Origin of the sequence: Shewanella polaris, from assembly GCF_006385555.1 — a bacterium.
GTDB classification, from domain to species: Bacteria; Pseudomonadota; Gammaproteobacteria; order Enterobacterales; family Shewanellaceae; genus Shewanella; species Shewanella polaris.
The window spans coordinates 627,333-648,360 of the sequence record NZ_CP041036.1; the positions used below are offsets into that span (position 1 = coordinate 627,333).

The following is a 21,028-nucleotide window of genomic DNA, read 5'->3' on the forward strand; positions in this document are numbered from 1 at the left end:
GAATGGGTATAGTGATTAATAGTTGTGCAAGGTCACATTTTTCCATGTGATATAAATCTCATTTTAACAATTAGGTAAATGCTGTTTTAGAAGTTGCTTGTAAAGCATGTTATGCCTGAAGTGTGTGATTTTCTATTTATTGAAAACCTATCTAGGCTATATGGTTAACCTAGATTGAATCATTGATTGGTTATGTTGATTAATGATGGATCTTTGTAGGTATGGTTAATATCCCGTTAGCTCCATATAACCTTGTCCTTGGTGGCTGCCCTTAATGGTAATTGGGCCTTCCCAATATGCGGTTGATACCAGCATGTCACTGTTTGGATTCAGTGCTTGAGTTGTTACATCTACCCCTTCGCTGTTAATACGTAAACGCCAAGCGATAGGATGTTTGCCTAATGCGGTTTGTTGCCATTGGGTTGGCTCCATGGATATATCATTAGGGTTATCTTTACTGTTGATATTGCGGCCACTGCCATCGGCAAACATTCTTCTGCCACTGTAAAAGTGATCCTGATTTGTTGCTCCGCGCAGCCTAAACATCATAAGTGTTGAATTATCGTCTAAACGCAGCGAAAACCAGTCCCAGCCTTGTTGGGCTTTGGTCAAAAATTGTGAGCTCCACTCTCGGTCTAGCCAAGCTTTACCAGTGACATGTTCGGTAATACCGTGACGGGTTATATCCCCCGAAACATCAATAAAAGGTTGGCTGTAGTAATAAGACGCCACGCTTTTATCTGCACTTTTACTGCTATAGCCCTGCTTGCCTTGTAATTGCAGTGGTTGTTGGCTAGTAAGCATAAGTCGATAACTAAATTGCTCACCCACTACTTTCAATGTGGCAGGAAACAGCTTGTCTGATTGGCTTAACCATTGCCAGTTTTGTAAATGTACTTGGAATGGCTGGGGGTCTACGCCGGCAAGTTGTAGCTTCGCGCGTGACCATTTTTCAGCAAGTAAGTGTTCACTTTTAGTAGTCACAGCCGCATGGGCCATATAAAGCTGATTAGTTGCCCAGCTGTTTTTGGCGGGAGCTTGAGCGTTTGTTGGCGGTGAAAGCGCAATCCTAAATTGAGTCCACTGCACGCCAACATCTTCACCCGTTGATGTCGTTAAATTAGCGGTTAAATACCACCACTCAATTTTAAAGTCATCGTGGGCTAAATTATCTTGTGGAAATTGAAGCGTTTTACCTTCCATAACCTTGCTATAACCATCGGACGATCCTGTTGACATACTGCTAATGGTTGACTGTTTTTTACCAAGCTCTTGTGGCGGTGAGCACGCTGATATCAAGACCGTAAGGACAAAAGCCACCACGCTGAAACTGAGCACCTTTTTGAACGTAAAAGAGATCATAGTGCTTCCTGTTGTAAGCTCGATATTAATGGTTTTCGAGTTTGCCAATATAAGGGCAAACACACGGCGAATAAGCAACTCACTACCGTAATCATCACCACTTGAAAATATGCGCCCCAATCCCACACCATAGCGATACTCCACCCAAATGCCTGTAATGTGACTTTATGAATTAATAAATAGCCAAGTAATGCGCCAGTAGGTAAAGCAACCAAGCAGGTTAATAGCACGATAAATAACATTTGTACTAATACCATTAAACGTAATTGATTACGGCTGACGCCTAAGGCATATAAGCGTGCCAAAGGGGCTTGTCGAGCTTGTGTCAACATCATGCAGGCACTGAACAAACCTATGGCCGCTACCAGTAACGTTAAGCTATTAAGCACGACAGTGATTGAGAATGTCTTATTAAATATGTTAATCGCTTCCGTTTTAATCCGCTGCTGGCTGTACATATAAGCGGAAGACAAATTGATTTTCTGGCTAATGTTGTTTTGTAGTGACGTGATATCCCCTTGGTAGGATACCGCTAAACTAATAGGTTTGGCGGGTAACTTATATTGCTGCCATAACGATTGAGTAATAATGGCTTCGCCTTGAGGGTTACCGTAATCGTAATAAATAGCGCCAATGGTTAAATGGTGTTGGTCAAATTGTGATAGTTGAACCTTGTCGCCTATATCGAGTTGGTATTTTATCGATAATGGTTCACTGATCATTACGCTTTCGCCAGACGTGAATGTTGGCCAAAAATCATCGGCCGTTATTTTAAAGACGGTTGTTTCAGTTAGCGACAAATGGTCACGACTAACAAGGTGAATGGGCACTTGTGTTTGCGGTGTTGTAATGCGATTGAGGTGGCTATCTATAGTCCATTGATCATAAATGGCTTCAACCTTGGGATCTTGCTTTAATAAAATAGTTAGCGCATCGATTTGATTAGGGTTGGGTCTAATGTATAAATCGGCATGTAAACGGGCATCGAGCCATTTTTTCAAGGTGATTTCAAAGCTACCGACTAGGGTATTCATGGCAATATTGGCACACAACGCTAACAACATGGCCATCATAGCAAGGGCGAGCGGGGCAATGATTTCTTTGGTTTCGGCTATCACATATTGCCAAAGTCCTTTAGGCATCAATGGGCTGAGTACGTTTACCGCCCAATGTAGACATTGTGGTAATAGCAATGGAATAGCGACTGAAAGAATACCCAATAACACTAAGCTATGGCGATATTCCTCGGTAAAGGCAAATGCGACAGTACAGATCAATAATAGCAGCGCTGCGATAACAAATTGTCGCCAATGGATAATATTGAATCGTTGGTTTTGCGGCTGTTTTTGAGCCCCTTGGGCTAATGGGGTGTTTATAAGGCTGAACAACATCGGAATGCAAGCTGCGAAGGCTGCTGACAAGGTCAATACAAGCGCCTGAACAAACCATTGCCATTGCCAGATACCAGGTAATAGCTTAGCCCCATAAAGCTGTTCAAGTGTTATCGCGACCATAGGTTGCAACCACTGCGACAACTGCAAACCAACAATAAAGCCCAATACACAACCCACAAACACTAAGATGAGTATTTCAAGGCTTAAGGCAAGCATCACCGTGCGCCTATCGAGTCCTTGCTGCATGATTTGCACCAGCAGTTTTTGACGCTTCATTAAGCTGTAGCGTACTCCGTTGTAAGCAATAAATAATCCAACCACAAAGGCTAACATGCTCATGGCATCGAGATTAAGGTGAAAGCTGGCTGTTAGGGCGGTTAGCGATTCACCTTCACGAGTTTGAGTAGTGAAATTCAGTTTGCTGGTATCAATGCCAGCTTGAGTGAGGGTATCTGTTAACCTAGCGATAAGCTGCTCATCGGATTCAGCCGTATCTGCGGAGCTAGAGCCAAAAACGGCAATGTAACTTAGCTTCCCTTGCATATTAAGCAAGGGTTGGGCTAGTGATATGTCAGCCAACAAAGCCGAGCCCAGTCCCCAACTATCATCGATGACAATGATTTCAAGGGGCATGCCATTTAAGATTATGCTATTCGATTGATTGGTGACGTTACTAATGCGATCGCGTTGGCTTGTCGACATCAATACATTAGGCTTACCGCCGATTAACTCGGCAAGTGGAATATTAGTCGACGTTATTTTGGTAGAGGAATGCGATGAGTTTGAGTCATTATCTTGCTGCTTACGACTGCTGATTGCCGCAATAATATCGCTACTATTAACTCGCCATAGCCTGCCTTGTTCGTCGGTTGCGATGCCTTCAATGCTGGCAATAGTATTGAAGCCTGCGTTAGCTAATACAAAGTAAACTGATTCATCAATACTGCTTTGTGTACTGTGGCTAATGGATAAGCGTGCTTGTTGACTGAGTAACTCTGATACATTGCCATAGCTTTGTTTGGCATTTTCATTGGTTGCATAAACACCAATCAATAATGTTACCGCCAGCATAATGCCTAACAAAATGGCACTGGCTTGTAGCGGTGCATGCCGGTAATGACTGGCGAATAAACGTAAGCATAAACTTAAGCGCCTTATTGATGAGAAGTACGATGATGAATCGGTCATCATGCTCTAACCCTGCAGCTTTTTGTCGATAGGGTTAACGACTATCTGTTGGTTTTCAACATGCCAACGGTGTTGCATAAACGCTGCGCATTGCTCGCTATGGGTGACCATTAAGATACAACAATTAGCTTGCTGGGCTAAGTCTGTGAGTAATTGCATCACCTGCATGCCTGCGTGTTGGTCGAGATTACCTGTGGGTTCATCTGCCAAAATTAACTGCGGTTTATGGGCTAATGCCCTGGCAATCGCCACTCTTTGTTGTTGCCCACCAGAGAGATTTTCAACGTTACGGTCGAGTAATGCAGTTAATCCGAGCTGGTGGCATAATTCATCACACCAAGTGCTCCAAGTTAATTGATTTAACGCGAGTGAAAATTGAATGTTGTCACGGACATTTAATGGTGTAAGTAAGTTAAATTGTTGAAATACCACCCCAAGTGACTGACGTCGATATTGGCTCCACTGTTTATCTTGCCATTGCGATACCGAGCGCATGCTATCACCTTGGCGGATCAACATGTCGCCACTGTCGATGGTTTCAAAGCCACCAATGATATTAAGTAAAGTACTTTTCCCGCTGCCACTAGGGCCTGTGAGTGCAATCGTTTGACCTTGCTGCAGGGTAAGGTTTACTTGTTGTAGTACTGGATGAAATGACTCACCATCACGAAACCCTTTACTGATGTTCTCTAAGGTGACGATGCTTGTCATAGTCGCTCCATCTTTTAATAAACTGACTTAACTGAATAATGTTATCAATAATATACGCGATATAAGTGGTTTTTGTTCAAAAATAAAAAAAGCGAACCAATGGCTCGCTTAATTAAAGTAAAACAGTGAATTAATTACTCATCAATGAGTGAATAAGGTAATTCAATAATTGATAACTGTGAACTTTCATCTTCGGCAACACGTAGTTGAGCGCCATTTTCAGTATCATTAGGCAGTACAGCTGTAAGGAGTACTTTATCGCCATATTGGACGCACTCAATAATATTACCACCACGGCGGAAACCGTCTTCAAGGGCAATTTCTAATTGGGTATCAGTGCTGATAGTTTTGCTGGTGGTGCCAGACAAAATATACAGTGCACGTTTATTGCCACCGCGATATTTCATTCGAGCAATTGTTTCTTGGCCCATGTAACAGCCTTTGGTAAAGCTAATGCCATTAATAGCTTGCAGATTACACATTTGTGGCACGTACTGACCAGAATGAGCCGCATCGATGTTTGGATAGCCGGCTTTAATTTCTAATGCTTGCCATGTGCTGGCATCAAACAACGTTTGTTCAGACTGGCTGATAATGGTTTCTGCTGCCGCATTGTGAATAATGGCAATAAAACGCTCATCATCACGAATAATCACACCTTGATCTACAAGATTGAGCGCTTGTGATACATCACCAAAATGTTCGGTAACAAAGGCTTGGGCTGCTGTTCCTGCAATGCCGATGATTTGATAATCATTGCTGACATCCGCTAGCTCAGCTTTACTAAATACAGCGTATTTTTGTAACTGAGGTAAATCTAGGCTTAAGGTACTTTTTGGCAATAACATAAATAGGCTATCGCCTATTGCAAATGTACGGAAACTGGCAAGCATTTTACCTTTAGGATCACAATGTGCGCCCCATTTCCATTGGTCAGCAGTTAATGAACTGATGTCTGTGGTGACTTGGCCATGAATAAAGCTGCGGCCTTGCTCGCCGGTGATTTCAATTAATCCCATATGAGTCAAACTAGATAGCACTAATGCAGGAGACGTGGCGATGAAATCCCAATCTGGTTGGTTTACTGAAATGGTCATAACTATCCCTAACGTGAGAATAAGACGGTATAGTTTGGAGTGTAACGGATTAATAGAAAGCTCAACAGGGGGGAGCGGTTTTAAAACCAAGAAAAAAGCTACCTTGTGAACAAGATAGCTTTTTAAATAATATCATTAATTCGAATTAATTGTTTACTCAGCCAACTTAAAACAATACCCGCGCACGGATGGTGCCTTCAATGGATTTTAATTCAACTAATGCTTCTTCAGCTTGATCAGAATCGACTTCCATTACCACATAACCAATCTCTGCAGTGGTCTGTAGATATTGAGCGGCAATGTTAATGTGTTTCTCTGAAAATGCTTGGTTGATTTTGATCAACACACCAGGACGGTTTTGGTGAATGTGCAATAAGCGTGAGGTACCGCTATGTTGTGCTAAAGACACTTCTGGGAAATTAACGGCTGACAAAGTAGAACCATTGTCAGAGTATTTTACCAGCTTGCCTGCAACTTCAATCCCGATATTTTGTTGGGCTTCAGCTGTACTGCCACCAATATGTGGTGTGAGCAACACATTGTCTAAACCACGTAATGGTGTAATAAATTCATCATCATTCGATTTAGGTTCAACGGGGAACACATCAATCGCTGCACCTGCAAGATGTTCAGATTTTAGCGCTTGAGCTAAGTCTTCAATATCGACTACGGTACCGCGAGAGGCATTGATAAAAAAACTGCCTTGACGCATCTGAGCAAATTGAGCCTTAGCAAACATATCTTTAGTTTGCGGCGTTTCCGGCACATGCAGACTGACGACATCTGCTTGAGACAATAACTCGTCCATAGAATGAATTTGAGAAGCATTACCTAACGGTAATTTGTCTTCAATATCAAAGAAAATCACTCTCATGCCTAAGGTTTCAGCCAAAATACCCAGCTGAGTGCCAATATGACCATAACCGATCACACCTAATGTTTTACCACGCACTTCAACACTGCCATTTGCGCTTTTTAACCAACCGCCACGATGCGAGATAGCATTACGCTGTGGAATGCCACGCATTAGCATAATGATTTCACCAATAACCAATTCAGCAACACTTCGAGTATTAGAGAAGGGCGCGTTGAATACCGGAATACCCAATTTTTCAGCAGTAGCTAAATCGACTTGGTTGGTACCGATACAAAAACAGCCGATGGCAACCAGCTTTTCTGCATGATGTAGTACTTCTGCAGTAATTTGAGAACGGGAACGTAATCCAACAAAGTGAGCATCTTTAATTGATGCAAGTAAAGCATCTTCACCTAAAGAGGCTTTATGATATTCAATGTTGGTATAACCTGCTCGTTCTAGTACATCAACCGCAGTTTGGTGGACGCCTTCCAACAGCAGGATTTTGATCTTATCCTTGTCAAGCGAGTGTTTCGCCATGATATGGGTACCCTCTTATCATTAAATGATACTTATGCTAATACTAATGCATTAGCCAATAGTTATGATATAAATGCGGACTTGCGAAGCATTATCAAAGTAGCACTTTTTTAAGCGCTTGTGGAGGGCTAGATGGCTAAAGTTAATATTCTAAATTTAGAACAATATCACAAATGAGGGATTTATATTGAATAACAAGATGTTATGGTGCGTGGTTTATCTATTTGTGTTGATATGGTCGGTCAGTAATCCAAAGGATATGTTTACTTGGTGGTTGGAAGCTATTCCCGCATTAATCGCCTTACCAATATTGTTTTTTAGTCGTAAAAGCTTTCCTCTGACCACCTTAGCCTATGTACTTATTTTAGTGCATTGCTGTGTGCTATTTGTGGGCGCTCGGTACACCTATGCGGAAGTGCCATTGTTTGATTGGCTGGCACAAGTGATGGGCAGTGATAGAAATAATTACGATAAATTAGGGCATTTTGCCCAAGGTTTTGTACCTGTTATATTGGCTCGAGAAATTTTTATCCGTAAGCAAGTAATACAAATCGGTGCTTGGTGTCAGTTTTTATCGGTATGTTTTGTGTTGGCATTCTCTGCTTTTTATGAATTAGTTGAATGGTGGGTAGCCATTGCTACTGGCGAAAATGCTGAGGCGTTTTTGGGCACACAAGGGTATGTTTGGGATACTCAATCTGATATGTTTTTAGCATTGATTGGTGGGATTTGCGGGGTTTTATTGCTCTCATCATTACATAATAAGCAAATAGCGGCCAAAATGCTGATTAAACAAAGTTCCGTTTAATGTTAATGGTTGAACTTGTGTTATCACAAGTTCGGCTATTTTGTTGTTTGTATAGAATTGTTGTTTTTATAGATAATTGTTTGAGCGAGTAGAGAGTATGAGCTTATCAGTCTTAAGCTAGTGATAAAGTCTATTTAACGTCAGTCAAATTTACTATTAATACTTTAGACTGATAAAATAGTCATAACAACTAGCAAATTTTTACTATGCTTGCAGTATAAAATAGTTTTTATAATAAAAACTGTTATTGAGAAGTGATTTATCGCCATGTTCATTTATGCAGATATTGACTTCACGATATTAAGAGCATCATAAATATCCAAATAAAGCGCTCTAAATATAATAACAAAAAGTACATTATCTGCATTAGCTAATGCTTTAAAGCTAGAAACAAGTTTTTGCGTACGTAGTAGGTAACTTTAGGATGTGCTCAAGGTATGTTGGGCAAGAAAGTACTTTTCAGGGAGAAGAGTGATGAGTTCAAATATTGATGAATTGGTGTTCGTACACCAAATCGCTGCACCTTGCCATTTAGCTATTTTGGCTGAATCTATCGGATTAAAAACCCGAATCGTTAAACATGCCGCAGATCTTGAACTAGACAAAAAATCCAATAATTTTTATTTTGTCTCACAAAAAGGTGCAGCCCTAGATAATAAGGGTATTCCATTATTGGTATCGCGTTTAGTGGTACATGTCCCAGTTGCCTTATACCAAGTTGAACGTGGGTCACTTGACCAAGAATCAGCGCTGCTTTTAGGCGTGCGTGGTTTATTGTACAGTGATCAACGCATGGACTTAATGCTGACGGGTTTACGTAAAATGGTTTCCGACGAATTGTGGTATGACCGTCCTTTAATCAGTAAAATTTTTAGACGTTTGATTCAACAATTAGACACTAATATTGACATTTCCACCGATACCGTCGCTATTCTCCAAAAACTCACCACCAGAGAGCGTACTATTATTCAACTTGTTTCCAGTGGCGCACGCAATAAAGAAATTGCTCAACGTTTGTGTATTAGTGAACATACTGTGAAAGCCCATATTTCCTCTATTTTCCGTAAAACAGAGTCTCGTAATCGCGTAGAATTATTGCGATGGGCACAAACTTATCAAACTCATTGTGAATTAGTGAATTAGCATGTTGGATATTTTATCCAATAATGACATTAGGAGCTTAGGCTCCTTTTTTTAAGCGGTTAATCTAATCACAAGTGTTAATACCAATCTCATTAAATATCTGGTCAGTTCAGAGTCTCTCAGGTTTTTCAATTCAAGGCGCATTGATGTAGAAATGGTTGTTCCCTTTTAAATCGATGCAACACCGAAGTGGAATACCTGAGAGACTCCATTCTGGCGGGTTTCAAAGTCCTGTATGCTTCGTTAGATGTTTTCAAAATACGACTGCATGGTCTATTTTTTCCATAAAAAATACGACATTCCCACCCTCCATGGCGGTCAGATGCTGGAGGTAGAGTAACGCAGGAGCTTCTTACCGAGAATCACTATTCGCTTCAATCATCTGCTTTGCCTACAGCACTTTGAACTCCAGCTGAAATAGCACATATTTAATAGGATTGGTATAGCTTTTAAAAGCTTAAGCTAATTAGTACACTGAGATGACTAACTATAATAAAGATGGATATTAATAATGAGTATTTGGTTTAACACTGTCACTTTAGAAGATTGTGCTCGCTTAGATGCTGGGATGCACGGAAAGGGCACCTTAATGCAAACATTAGGGATTAAGATTACCGAAATTGGTGATGATTATATGGTTGCTACCATGCCTGCTAACCCAGCTGTACATAATCCACTAGGGATAGTTCACGGCGGTGCAAACGTCGCTTTAGCGGAAACCGTAGCCAGTTATGCCGCTAACTTTGTGGTCGACTTTAACCGTTACTATTGTGTAGGCCAAGAAATCAACGCCAATCATTTAAAAGCATCCCGAAATGGTGAGTTAACGGCAACGGCTAAACCCGTGCACTTAGGAAAACGCAGTTCGGTTTGGGAAATTTTGATCCGTAATAGTGCTGGTGAGTTATGTTGTATTTCACGTATGACTGCAGCAGTGATTGAGCGATAAACTATAATGGATACTAGAAATAAATAAGCCTTATAATCAACGATAGAGCAACGTTTTTACCTTGTTGATTTTGTACTATGTAAGGCGAAGTATTTATTTAGTCCGTTCGAATATGTCTATAGATACGTTAAGTAAAAAGTTATGTCTCCTATTAATTGGTTTTGCTTAGCGACGTTACTCGCTTGCATTGGATGTAGCATATCAATATAAGGAAAATCCATGGATAGTATCAACATCTGGGAATGGGTAGGGTATTTAGCCTCTGTGGTTGTAGCAATTTCGCTGATGATGTCCAACATAAAGAAACTACGCTGGTGGAACTTACTTGGTGCTGGGTTGTTTGTGGCTTATGGTTTGGCTATTGATGCTATTCCAGTGGCACTGGTTAACTTTTTTATTGTGTTAATTGATGCTTATTATTTGGTTAAGTTGTATCGCGATCCGCCCTCACCACCAGAGTAATTAATCCGTTTATTAAAAAAGCCAAAATGAAAATTTTGGTTTTTTTATTGTCTGCGTCTACTCGTAATCTGTTTTTCCAATTACTGATAAGATTCAGTATCGATTTTTAAGATTGTAGTTATCTATTTTAATCGTTTTTAATAATTGAACAGAGCTTCTATTATGTCTCCATCGAGTGATGAATTGAGTGAGGAAAATCATCATGGCAACAGTTTACGACTTAATTGAGCAGTGGTTAGAAGACCGCGCATAGGAGCAACAAATGAATCAAGGTAATTATTTAACCAGCCAAAATGGCGCCCCAGTAGCAGATGATCAAAATTCAATCTCGGCTGGTGAACGTGGTCCTCTGCTTTTACAAGATTGGCATTTAATTGAAAAGCTGGCTCACTTTAATCGTGAACGCATTCCTGAACGCGTGGTTCATGCTAAAGGAACTGGCGTATACGGTACATTTACACTAACTAAAGATTTAAGTGAATTTACCATAGCAGATCATTTTAATGGCGTAGGCAAACAAACAGAAACGTTTATACGCTTCTCTACGGTAGGGGGCGAAATGGGCTCCGCTGATGCAGAGCGTGACCCACGTGGTTTTGGATTACGTTTTTATACTGCTCGTGGTAACCATGATATTGTCGGTAATAACACGCCAACATTCTTTATCCGTGATGGTATTAAGTTTCCTGATTTTATTCATACTCAAAAACGTCACCCACAAACCAATGTGAAAGATCCGCAAGCGATGTGGGACTTTTGGTCGCTAAATCCTGAGTCGATGCATCAGGTGACTATTTTGATGTCTGACCGTGGTATACCGGCTAACTATAGACAAATGCACGGTTATGGTTCGCATACGTTCTCGTTCTGGAATGCCAAAGGCGAACGTTTTTGGGTTAAGTTCCACTTTAAGTCACAGCAAGGCGTAGTGAATTTAACTGGCGAACAAGCGGATATACTTAAAGGGATCGATCCTGACTCATCACAACGTGACATGGTAGCCGCTATTACTGATGCTAATTTCCCACGTTGGACTGTGAATGTACAAATTATGCCAGAAGCAGATGCCAATACTTACGCCATTAATCCGTTTGATTTGACCAAAGTATGGCCGCACAGTGATTATCCGTTGATTGAAGTGGGTGTACTTGAGTTAAATCGATTACCACAAAATTACTTTGCTGAAGTGGAGCAAGTCGCATTAGCCCCGAGTAACTTAGTGCCAGGAGTAGGGGCATCGCCAGACAAAATGTTGCAAGCTCGCTTGTTTTCTTATGCTGATGCGCAGCGTTATCGTATTGGAACTAATTATAATCAGTTACCAGTAAACTGCCCACATGCCGCGAAAGCTAATCATCATCAACGTGCGGGGGCAATGGCAGGAACACAGTGTCCTTACCAAGGTAGCCAAACTGGTGGTGATGCGAGTGTGAATTATGGTCCAAATACTCAGGCACCATTAACCGAAGTCGGTGATTTCGCCGAGCCGCCATTACGTTTAGAAGGTGAAGCTGCACGGTATAGTCGCTATAACCAAGATGATTATACTCAAGCGGGTAATCTTTATCGTATTTTTAGTGACGATGAGAAAAATCGTTTAGTAGAAACAATTGTGGGTTCGCTAAGTCAGACGACCCTAGATGTTCAACAAAAAATGGTTGATCACTTCACTAAAGCGGATGTTGATTACGGTCGACGTGTGAAGCAGGCGTTAGCCAAATAATAGTTGTTTTGCTAAAACATAACCGCCAGTTTATGCGTTAACGTTATAGATTGGGTTATTAAAAAAAACAGGAAGATAATCATTATCTTCCTGTTTTTATATCAATCATTTGTAGATGTAACAGCGTTTAATTTGCTAGTGCTTTAGCGTTTATATTTACCAATAAATCGGGGCTTTTAAGGCACTTTTACGTGAGTGTTCCATGGCAAATAATAGACTGGTTTCTTTGTTGTCTAACCAAGCCTCAATATTAAGTTGATGCTGCTCATCAAGAGTCTTTAATATTTTATACGCAGACAGTGTGCTAATCCCTAATGCTAAATCTTGCCAAGGAGCCCGAAAAGTCTCACGCTTTTTAGCTTGATACATTTCTCCATAAGCAAACCCCACTAAAATACTTTCATCCAGAGCTTCTGCCACATATTGGTAATCTACGCTGTTCATTTCAGATGTTATGGGCATTGACTTACCAATACGTTTCCAAGAGGCTTGTTGCAACTGGTTGGCAAATAGGCTCAATTCAGGATAATCATGCCATTGAAGTTGGCCATTTTCTGTGCGTAATAGTAAGTCTACTAAGGCTAATTGTAATTGGCCATACTCAGGTTGTTGCCATATGTCGCCTAGTTGAGTTGATATAGACATTGAGTTGATGTGGTTTTGTAGTTGTTGGCAAACGAGAGTCTTATTATTGATGTTGCCAAGCTGATTGCCGTCGTCTCGTAACAATAAACTACAACTTTGCAGTGGGCCAACGAATTGTAGTGCGTGCTCAAGTTTATCAAATAATGGGCTAATGTGTTGATTGAGTAATCCAAATTGATCTAGCGTCAGCCTAAGTAAGCGCACGCAACGACGTAATTTTCCCCATAGCATTGATTGTTGTTGTAAATCCGTTGCCGTTGTTAAGTTATTTTCTATTAATTGCCAACGCTCAAGAGCAGTTTCTAATATCGTGCTAAATGTTTGCGCTAAATTATTATCTTTAGACAGTGCGATATAATCAATATTTTCGATGCGGACGGGCTGTGACTTACCTGCCAGTTGATACCCACGCTGTGCTTTACTGGCTTTACCTAGGCGCAACGGTACAGACTTAGCCACTTCTGTAGCAAGTATTAACAACGCAGAAGTATCACCAGCAAGTAGTTCAAATTCGAGTTCGCATATAGGATCAACTCTATCCTGAGCAATGATTTCACCAACATCTAATGCAACTTCAATAAGACTATCGTTGATAAAAATATGCCAAGTTTGACGCTGAAAATTAGTTTCAAAAATACACGCTAACGATGTCGATACACTTTCCAGATCATTGCCTATTGGCCAAATTTCTTTAGGGAAAAGTGACAAGTTCGGTGTTTTATGATCAATACTGACATTATATTCTGGGCGTGAATGGATCCCGCCAACAACCCTACCTGCTGTTTTTATAGTCTGTTCGAGCTGATTATCGAATCCTCTTACTCTTAATCCCATATCCCAACGGCGCAGTTGTAAATCATCGGTATCGAAATATCCATTGGTGAGTTTCTTCTGACCTTGCGGGGTCGAATTAGGGTAGTTATTCAATACTTTTTTCAATAAATCATGATGTTGTGATTGAATGAATAGTTTTAACTCTATTTCTGCGTCCATTGACTTTATGTTTGCCTTGTCATTAAATATTCACTAATGCGTCATATTATCTTCACAATGTCACATTGCTGTAATAAAAATCTCTTAGGATAGCGTCGCTCGCATCATATATACTGAGCAACGATAACAGAGAAACTGTCGTGCGAAATTAAAAAACACAGTTTCATTATGTGGACGCTTGGGTTAACATGCGCCCGCTTTTTCCAAACTGGAATTAATTAAATAGGTAAACGGCAATGCCAGTAAACTCTATTTTAGGTGTGTTTGCAAAATCACCTCTTAAACCTTTAGAACAGCATATCGACAAAGTACATGAGTGCGCAGTACTTCTTGTTCCTTTTTTTGACGCAACCAATTCAGGCGACTGGGATGAAGCGATAAAAATACGCAAACAAATTAGTTTGCTGGAAAATGAAGCGGATTCACTTAAACGTGAAATTCGCCTGACACTTCCTGGTGGGCTATTCATGCCCGTTGAACGTACTGACTTGCTTGAGTTATTAACTCAACAGGACAAAATTGCCAATAAGGCAAAAGACATCTCTGGTCGAATTATCGGCCGTCAATTAGTACTTCCTCAACCTATGCAAGATGCCTTTGGTGCTTATTTAAAGCGTTGTTTAGATGCAGTGTCTTTAGCTAAACGAGCGATTAACGAACTTGATGATTTACTCGAAACAGGTTTCCGTGGTCGTGAAGTTAAGCTAGTTGCCAATATGATCACTGAATTAGATCTTATCGAAGGTGATTCTGACGATTTACAAATTCAATTGCGTCGACAATTGTACGCATTAGAATCTGAATTAAATCCGATAGATGTCATGTTCATGTATAAAATTATCGAGTGGGTTGGAGGTTTAGCAGATCTTGCTGAGTGTGTCGGTTCCCGCCTAGAGCTAATGCTAGCTCGTAACTAATCACAAAAGTTTTCAAGGAAACAACATGGTTGATGTATTAGTCACCAACGGCCCTATACTTATTATGATAGCGGCTGCATTTGGATTTTTGATGGCATGGGGAATTGGTGCAAACGACGTTGCCAATGCAATGGGGACCTCTGTGGGTTCTAATGCCATTACCATTAAACAAGCGATTATTATTGCAATGATCTTTGAGTTCTCCGGTGCTTTTTTAGCCGGTGGTGAAGTCACGAGTACGATTCGAAAAGGTATTATAGACGCGAGTTATTTTGTTGATTCGCCAGAGTTGTTGGTATACGGCATGATTGGTTCGTTACTTGCTGCTGGTATTTGGTTAGTGGTAGCGTCTGCGTTAGGTTGGCCGGTTTCAACAACTCATTCAATTATCGGTGCTATTGTTGGGTTTGCCGCTGTAGGAGTTAGTGCAGATGCTGTTGAATGGGGGAAAGTTGGCGGTATTATTGGCTCTTGGGTTGTTACACCTGCTATTTCGGGTTTTATTGCTTTTATCATTTTTCAAAGTGTTCAAAAGCTCATTTTTAATACCGATGATCCGTTAGCGAGCGCTAAACGTTATGTGCCTTTTTACATGGCATTAGCAGGCTTTGTGATGTCACTAGTGACGATTACTAAAGGCTTAAAGCATGTAGGCATACATTTTTCAGCTCTAGAAGGTTATCTGTTAGCTACAGCAGTGGCGGCCGTAGTCGGTATACTAGGTAAAATAGCGATTAGTCGGTTAAAAATGAGTGACAAATCTGACCTAAAAACCCAATACGGTAATGTTGAAAAAGTATTTGCTATTTTAATGGTGGTAACTGCGTGCTGTATGGCATTTGCCCATGGTTCAAACGACGTTGCTAACGCGATTGGTCCTTTAGCTGCAGTGGTTTCTGTGGTTGAAAGTGGCGGAATTATTGGTGCGAAGGCTGTTTTGGCCTGGTGGATTTTACCACTTGGTGCTGTCGGTATTGTGTTAGGTCTGGCTATCTTTGGTCAGCGTGTAATGCAAACTATTGGTAAAAACATTACTCATTTAACCCCAAGCCGTGGTTTTGCTGCTGAATTAGCTGCCGCATCGACTGTGGTTATTGCTTCTGGTACTGGTTTGCCTATCTCGACAACACAAACCTTAGTTGGTGCTGTGTTGGGTGTGGGGATGGCCCGTGGTATTGCGGCAATTAATATTGGCGTTGTACGGAATATAGTTGTGTCTTGGGTTGTTACCTTACCAGCTGGTGCAGCATTATCAATTTTGTTCTTCTTCATTATCAAAAGTATTTTTAGTTAATTTAATTAGGGTCTGTTGATCTTTGCAGGTTAAATTTTGTTCGAGATAAAAACGTTTTAATCGAGGCGAGCGGATTGCTGCCTAGCAATCTAAGCACCACTCGCTTAGCAAAGAATCGCTCAACAAAGAGTAAAACGTTTTTAGCCGAACCCTTCGGGCAGCGTTTGTTGGTCATTTTTACTGCGTTATCGACTTTTTATGTAGAATAACTACACCACAAAGTCTCTGCCTTGTACAAATGACCAACAATTCGCTGCAAAAACAACCTTGAAAGATCAACAGGCCCTAAGATGTAATGAGGTTTTCGCAAAAATGTGAACGTTAAATGCATTTAAGAAGGAAGTCATATGACTTCTTTCTTGCATTCAGAGCATTTAATAAATAGCATGACAATAAGTTTTCTGAGTTTGGATAAATACAGTGTTTAGAGTTCTTTCAATCTTTATATTTATACTTGCATCAACAAGCGTGTTTGCGGCAGAATCACCAACGCGTTTTATTTCTGATGATGTGTTTACCTATATTCACGGTGGACCAGGTACAGAGTTTCGTATTATCGGTAGTGTTGAAGCGGGTCAACCGATTACGCTATTGGACAATACTGAAGGTGATTTCACCCAAATTATTGATCACAAAGGTCGTGAAGGCTGGGTTTTAGCCAGTTTAGTGACTGATCAGCCTACCTTTCGTGAACGCCTGCCAGAGATGGAAGCGCAACTGAAGCAGGCTAATGATCAATTGAATCAAATTACCAATAATACTGGCAATGTAGAAGAATCTTTAAAACTGGCTAATGATAAGGTTGCTGAGTTACAAGCTGCATTATCTGAAGCGGTTAAAGAACGCGATCAAACCGAGTTAAAAGTACAACAAGCGGCTGATAATAAGCGTTACCAAATGTGGCAACAAGGCGGTTTAATTGGTGGTATTGGTGCATTGATTGGTATTGTATTAGTGTATTTACCTCGACCGCAGCACCGCAAGAAAAATCGCTGGATGTAACATCGTTTATTATGACCAGATTAATGTCATTAATATGAACACTTAAAGGCCAACTATTCAAACGTTGGTCTTTTTTTTTGCTTTTATTTACAGAATAACAATAATGACGTTTATACAGGATTGTAGATTGGTAATAGTTATTACTTAACATTAGGTTATAAGTGTTTTGTCCTTATGTGTAATACCCGCTCTAGCATGTTGCCTTTAGCTGGTTCAATGATATTAATCAAACGATTAACATCATTTTTTAGACTAAGGTGTCCAAGCTCACATTTTGAAGGTATAATCGCCAAAAATCAGATCGTACATTGTATACAAAATAAAATATTGATGAATACAGTGTCCACTCAACATCGAAAATAACCATCCTTAACCTGACCTAGATGGAAGTGAAAACTATGTTCAAAGCGAGTGAAGTACTGGGCGGTCGCTATGACAATGCCACTCTTGAAGAACTGTTTACTGCAGTGACCAACAACTACATTGTCGATGAAGAGCAATACCTATCTGAATTAATTAAACTTGTGCCTTCGTCAGAACAAGATATTGAACAAGTGACTCGTCGTGCCCATGAGCTTGTGAGCAAAGTTCGTCAGTTTGAGAAAAAAGGTCTTATGGTGGGTATTGATGCATTTTTGCAGCAATACAGCTTAGAAACTAAAGAAGGCATTATTTTAATGTGCTTGGCTGAAGCCTTGTTGCGTATTCCTGATGCTGAAACCGCGGATGCGCTTATTCAAGATAAGCTGTCTGGTGCTAAATGGGATGAACATCTTAATCATAGTGGTTCACTTCTGGTTAATGCCTCGACATGGGGATTAATGTTAACAGGTCGAATTGTAAAATTAGATCGTAACGTTGACGGTACGCCAAGCAACTTACTTAAACGTCTGGTTAATCGCATCGGCGAACCTATGATCCGACAAGCGATGCTTGCGGCCATGAAGATTATGGGTAAACAGTTTGTGTTAGGGCGCGATGTTAAAGAAGGGCTTAAAAATAGCGACGCTAAACGCAAGCTAGGTTATACCCACAGTTATGACATGTTAGGTGAAGCTGCATTAACCGCCAACGATGCGCAAAAATACTTTATGGATTACAGCGATGCTATTCGTGATATTGGTGCCCAGCAATATGATGACTCTGATTCGCCAAGACCGACTATTTCAATCAAGTTATCTGCACTGCATCCTCGTTATGAAGTCGCTAATGAGGACCGCGTACTAAGCGAATTATACGACACTGTTATTAAGTTGATTGTACAAGCGCGTCAACTCAATATCGGCATTTCTATCGATGCAGAAGAAGTCGACCGTCTTGAGTTATCACTGAAATTATTTAAGCAGCTTTATCAGTCAGAAGCCGCTAAAGGCTGGGGCTTACTAGGCATTGTGGTGCAAGCTTATTCTAAGCGTTGTTTACCAGTGTTGTGTTGGTTGACGTGTCTTGCAAAAGACCAAGGTGATGAAATTCCATTGCGCTTAGTAAAAGGCGCTTACTGGGATAGCGAGCTTAAATGGGCACAGCAAGCAGGCGAAGCCGGTTATCCTCTTTATACCCGTAAAGCGGGCACTGATGTAAGTTACTTGGCTTGTGTGCGATATTTGTTGTCTGATGCTACTCGTGGCGCTATTTATCCGCAATTTGCCACCCATAATGCCCAGACCGTCGCCAGTATTGATGCTATGGCAGGCGATAGGTTATACGAATTCCAACGTTTACACGGTATGGGGCAAGAGCTTTACGACACAATGCTTGCTGAAAGTGGCGCTAAAGCGGTACGTATTTATGCCCCCATTGGAGCCCATAAAGATTTACTGCCGTATTTAGTCCGCCGCTTACTGGAAAACGGTGCTAATACCTCATTTGTGCATAAACTGGTTGATCCTAATACGCCAATAGAAAGTTTGGTCATTCACCCATTGGTGACGCTATTAGGCTATAAATCGTTAGCTAACCATCAAATTGCTCAACCTGCTGATATTTTTGGTGCAGAACGTAAGAATTCTAAAGGACTAAACATGAACATTATTTCTGAATCAGAGCCATTTTTTGCAGCATTAGACAAATTTAGTGATACTCAATGGGCAGCGGGCCCATTAGTAAACGGTAAAACCTTAACGGGTGAAGTGCAAACCGTTGTTAGCCCATACGATACGTCATTAACAGTAGGCAAAGTGGCTTTTGCAGATGCAAACGCTATTGAACAAGCCATTGCTGGCGCAGATGCGGCTTTTAGTGGTTGGGCTCGCACACCTGTTGAGACTCGTGCTAATGCACTACAGAAATTAGCTGATTTATTGGAAGAGAACCGTGAAGAGCTAATTGTGTTATGTACTCGTGAAGCGGGTAAAAGTATTCAAGACGGTATTGATGAAGTGCGTGAAGCGGTAGATTTTTGTCGCTATTATGCCGTACAAGCTAAGAAAATGATGGCTCAACCAGAATTACTTCCTGGTCCAACAGGCGAGTTAAACGAGTTATTTTTACAAGGGCGCGGCATTTTTGTGTGTATTAGTCCGTGGAACTTCCCATTAGCGATTTTCCTCGGTCAAGTTTCAGCAGCACTTGCTGCAGGTAATACCGTTATAGCAAAGCCTGCAGAGCAAACTTGTTTAGTGGGTTATCGTGCAGTGCAACTGGCACATGAAGCAGGTATTCCTACCGACGTATTACAGTTTTTACCCGGCACTGGTGCTGTTGTTGGTTCAGCTATCACCGCCGATGAGCGTATTGGCGGAGTATGTTTTACTGGCTCGACCGGTACCGCAAAATTAATTAACCGCACTTTGGCAAACCGTGATGGCGCTATTATTCCATTAATTGCAGAAACCGGTGGTCAAAATGCCATGGTTGTAGATTCAACATCACAACCAGAACAAGTGGTAAACGATGTGATTTCATCATCGTTTACCAGCGCTGGGCAACGTTGTTCCGCACTGCGAGTATTGTTCTTACAAGAAGATATTGCCGATCGAGTCATTGAAGTCATGAAAGGCGCTATGGAGCAATTAGTGATTGGTAACCCTAGTTCGGTTAAAACCGATGTAGGCCCTGTGATTGATGCCACCGCCAAAGCGAACTTGAATGCTCATATCGATCATATCTGCCAAGTCGGTAAACTCATCAATAAGCTTGAGTTACCTGCTGGCACTGAAAAGGGCCATTTTGTCGCACCAACAGCCGTTGAGATCAATTCGATAAAGATGCTAGAAAAAGAGCATTTTGGCCCTATTTTGCATATTATCCGTTATAAAGCGGCTGACTTAGGTAACGTCATTGATGAAATCAATAGCACAGGATTCGGTTTAACCTTAGGGATCCACAGCCGTAATGAAGGGCATGCACTATCATTGGCTGATAAAGTCAATGTGGGTAACGTGTACATTAACCGTAACCAAATTGGTGCAGTGGTTGGCGTACAACCATTTGGTGGTCAAGGGTTATCAGGTACAGGGCCTAAAGCGGGTGGTCCACATTACTTAACGCGTTTTGTGACCGAAAAAACGCGCACAAATAACATTACTGCTATTGGTGGTAATGCTACCTTGTTGTCGTTAGGTGATGCTGACGAGTAACGTCATTTGTTTTTATCTTCTTAAGCCCAACTTGTGTGGGCTTTTTTATACCACTAATGAAATGAATTTAACTGGATATTATTGCGTGCTAACCCTCGACTGACATTTTTGCATAATTTACCAAAACGGCTTATGTCACCTAAAGAGGGGGTAACACCTTGTGCAATAGCCGCTTCCCAATAGCTGAGTTCCGAATCGACCAAGTCCAATAATTTTTTAGGACAACCCACACAACTATTGCCGGACCCACATCGAAAGATATCTGGGGAGTCTAAAGGAAAGGCCTGTTTGGCTTGGGCAATGAGTTGTTTCATCGCACTGATCCTGTCGGGTTTATGTTTCATATTTCACCTCGAGTAACAATTG

The 21,028-nt window shown here is 41.0% G+C and carries 16 protein-coding genes; 9 read left to right on the top strand and 7 right to left on the bottom strand.

What is annotated here, in order from left to right:
• Window positions 1-225: 225 nt before the first annotated feature.
• From FH971_RS02700 to serA, 5 genes are all read right to left on the bottom strand, one after another.
• Window positions 226-1,362, bottom strand: a complete 1,137-nt coding sequence (locus FH971_RS02700) for a lipocalin-like domain-containing protein (RefSeq protein ID WP_140233255.1) — start codon at window positions 1,360-1,362, stop codon at window positions 226-228.
• Window positions 1,359-3,947: an ABC transporter permease gene (locus FH971_RS02705; RefSeq protein WP_140233256.1), complete on the bottom strand. Its 2,589-nt coding sequence runs from the start codon at window positions 3,945-3,947 to the stop codon at window positions 1,359-1,361. Before FH971_RS02705 ends, FH971_RS02700 begins: the two co-directional genes overlap by 4 nt.
• 3 nt (window positions 3,948-3,950) lie before the next feature.
• Window positions 3,951-4,655, bottom strand: coding sequence for an ABC transporter ATP-binding protein (locus FH971_RS02710; protein ID WP_137223125.1), 705 nt, complete (start codon window positions 4,653-4,655; stop codon window positions 3,951-3,953).
• A 134-nt stretch (window positions 4,656-4,789) separates the two neighbouring features.
• Window positions 4,790-5,752, bottom strand: coding sequence for a tRNA-modifying protein YgfZ (ygfZ, locus tag FH971_RS02715; RefSeq protein WP_140233257.1), 963 nt, complete (start codon window positions 5,750-5,752; stop codon window positions 4,790-4,792).
• A gap of 166 nt (window positions 5,753-5,918) precedes the next feature.
• Window positions 5,919-7,148, bottom strand: coding sequence for a phosphoglycerate dehydrogenase (gene serA, locus FH971_RS02720; protein ID WP_137223121.1), 1,230 nt, complete (start codon window positions 7,146-7,148; stop codon window positions 5,919-5,921).
• A 187-nt stretch (window positions 7,149-7,335) separates the two neighbouring features.
• On the opposite strand from serA, the gene FH971_RS02725 reads away from it, so the two are divergent.
• From FH971_RS02725 to katB, 5 genes are all read left to right on the top strand, one after another.
• Window positions 7,336-7,956 (top strand): DUF2238 domain-containing protein, encoded by a 621-nt coding sequence (locus tag FH971_RS02725; RefSeq protein WP_140233258.1) that lies wholly within the window; start codon window positions 7,336-7,338, stop codon window positions 7,954-7,956.
• A gap of 474 nt (window positions 7,957-8,430) precedes the next feature.
• A complete protein-coding gene (locus FH971_RS02730) occupies window positions 8,431-9,099 on the top strand; it encodes a helix-turn-helix transcriptional regulator (RefSeq protein ID WP_137223117.1) in 669 nt (222 codons plus the stop codon).
• Between the two features lie 511 nt (window positions 9,100-9,610).
• Window positions 9,611-10,048, top strand: coding sequence for a PaaI family thioesterase (locus FH971_RS02735; RefSeq protein WP_140233259.1), 438 nt, complete (start codon window positions 9,611-9,613; stop codon window positions 10,046-10,048).
• 219 nt (window positions 10,049-10,267) lie between these two features.
• Window positions 10,268-10,510 (top strand): YgjV family protein, encoded by a 243-nt coding sequence (locus tag FH971_RS02740; protein ID WP_137223111.1) that lies wholly within the window; start codon window positions 10,268-10,270, stop codon window positions 10,508-10,510.
• A gap of 262 nt (window positions 10,511-10,772) precedes the next feature.
• A complete protein-coding gene (gene katB / locus FH971_RS02745; RefSeq protein ID WP_137223109.1) occupies window positions 10,773-12,233 on the top strand; it encodes a catalase KatB in 1,461 nt (486 codons plus the stop codon).
• A gap of 156 nt (window positions 12,234-12,389) precedes the next feature.
• On the opposite strand, the gene FH971_RS02750 is transcribed toward katB, so the two are convergent.
• Entirely contained in the window at window positions 12,390-13,871 is a 1,482-nt protein-coding gene (locus tag FH971_RS02750) for a CYTH domain-containing protein (RefSeq protein WP_140233260.1), read from the bottom strand.
• Window positions 13,872-14,107: 236 nt separating this feature from the next.
• On the opposite strand from FH971_RS02750, the gene FH971_RS02755 reads away from it, so the two are divergent.
• From FH971_RS02755 to putA, 4 genes are all read left to right on the top strand, one after another.
• Window positions 14,108-14,788, top strand: a complete 681-nt coding sequence (locus tag FH971_RS02755; protein ID WP_137223105.1) for a TIGR00153 family protein — start codon at window positions 14,108-14,110, stop codon at window positions 14,786-14,788.
• A 25-nt stretch (window positions 14,789-14,813) separates the two neighbouring features.
• Window positions 14,814-16,082 (top strand): inorganic phosphate transporter, encoded by a 1,269-nt coding sequence (locus FH971_RS02760; RefSeq protein ID WP_140233261.1) that lies wholly within the window; start codon window positions 14,814-14,816, stop codon window positions 16,080-16,082.
• Between the two features lie 420 nt (window positions 16,083-16,502).
• A complete protein-coding gene (locus FH971_RS02765) occupies window positions 16,503-17,084 on the top strand; it encodes a TIGR04211 family SH3 domain-containing protein (RefSeq protein ID WP_140233262.1) in 582 nt (193 codons plus the stop codon).
• Between the two features lie 383 nt (window positions 17,085-17,467).
• The gene (gene putA / locus FH971_RS02770; protein WP_206194442.1) at window positions 17,468-20,662 is read left to right on the top strand and encodes a bifunctional proline dehydrogenase/L-glutamate gamma-semialdehyde dehydrogenase PutA; all 3,195 of its coding nucleotides are present in this window, start codon (window positions 17,468-17,470) and stop codon (window positions 20,660-20,662) included.
• Between the two features lie 53 nt (window positions 20,663-20,715).
• On the opposite strand, the gene FH971_RS02775 is transcribed toward putA, so the two are convergent.
• Window positions 20,716-21,006, bottom strand: coding sequence for a hypothetical protein (locus tag FH971_RS02775; protein WP_140233264.1), 291 nt, complete (start codon window positions 21,004-21,006; stop codon window positions 20,716-20,718).
• Window positions 21,007-21,028 lie beyond the last annotated feature (22 nt).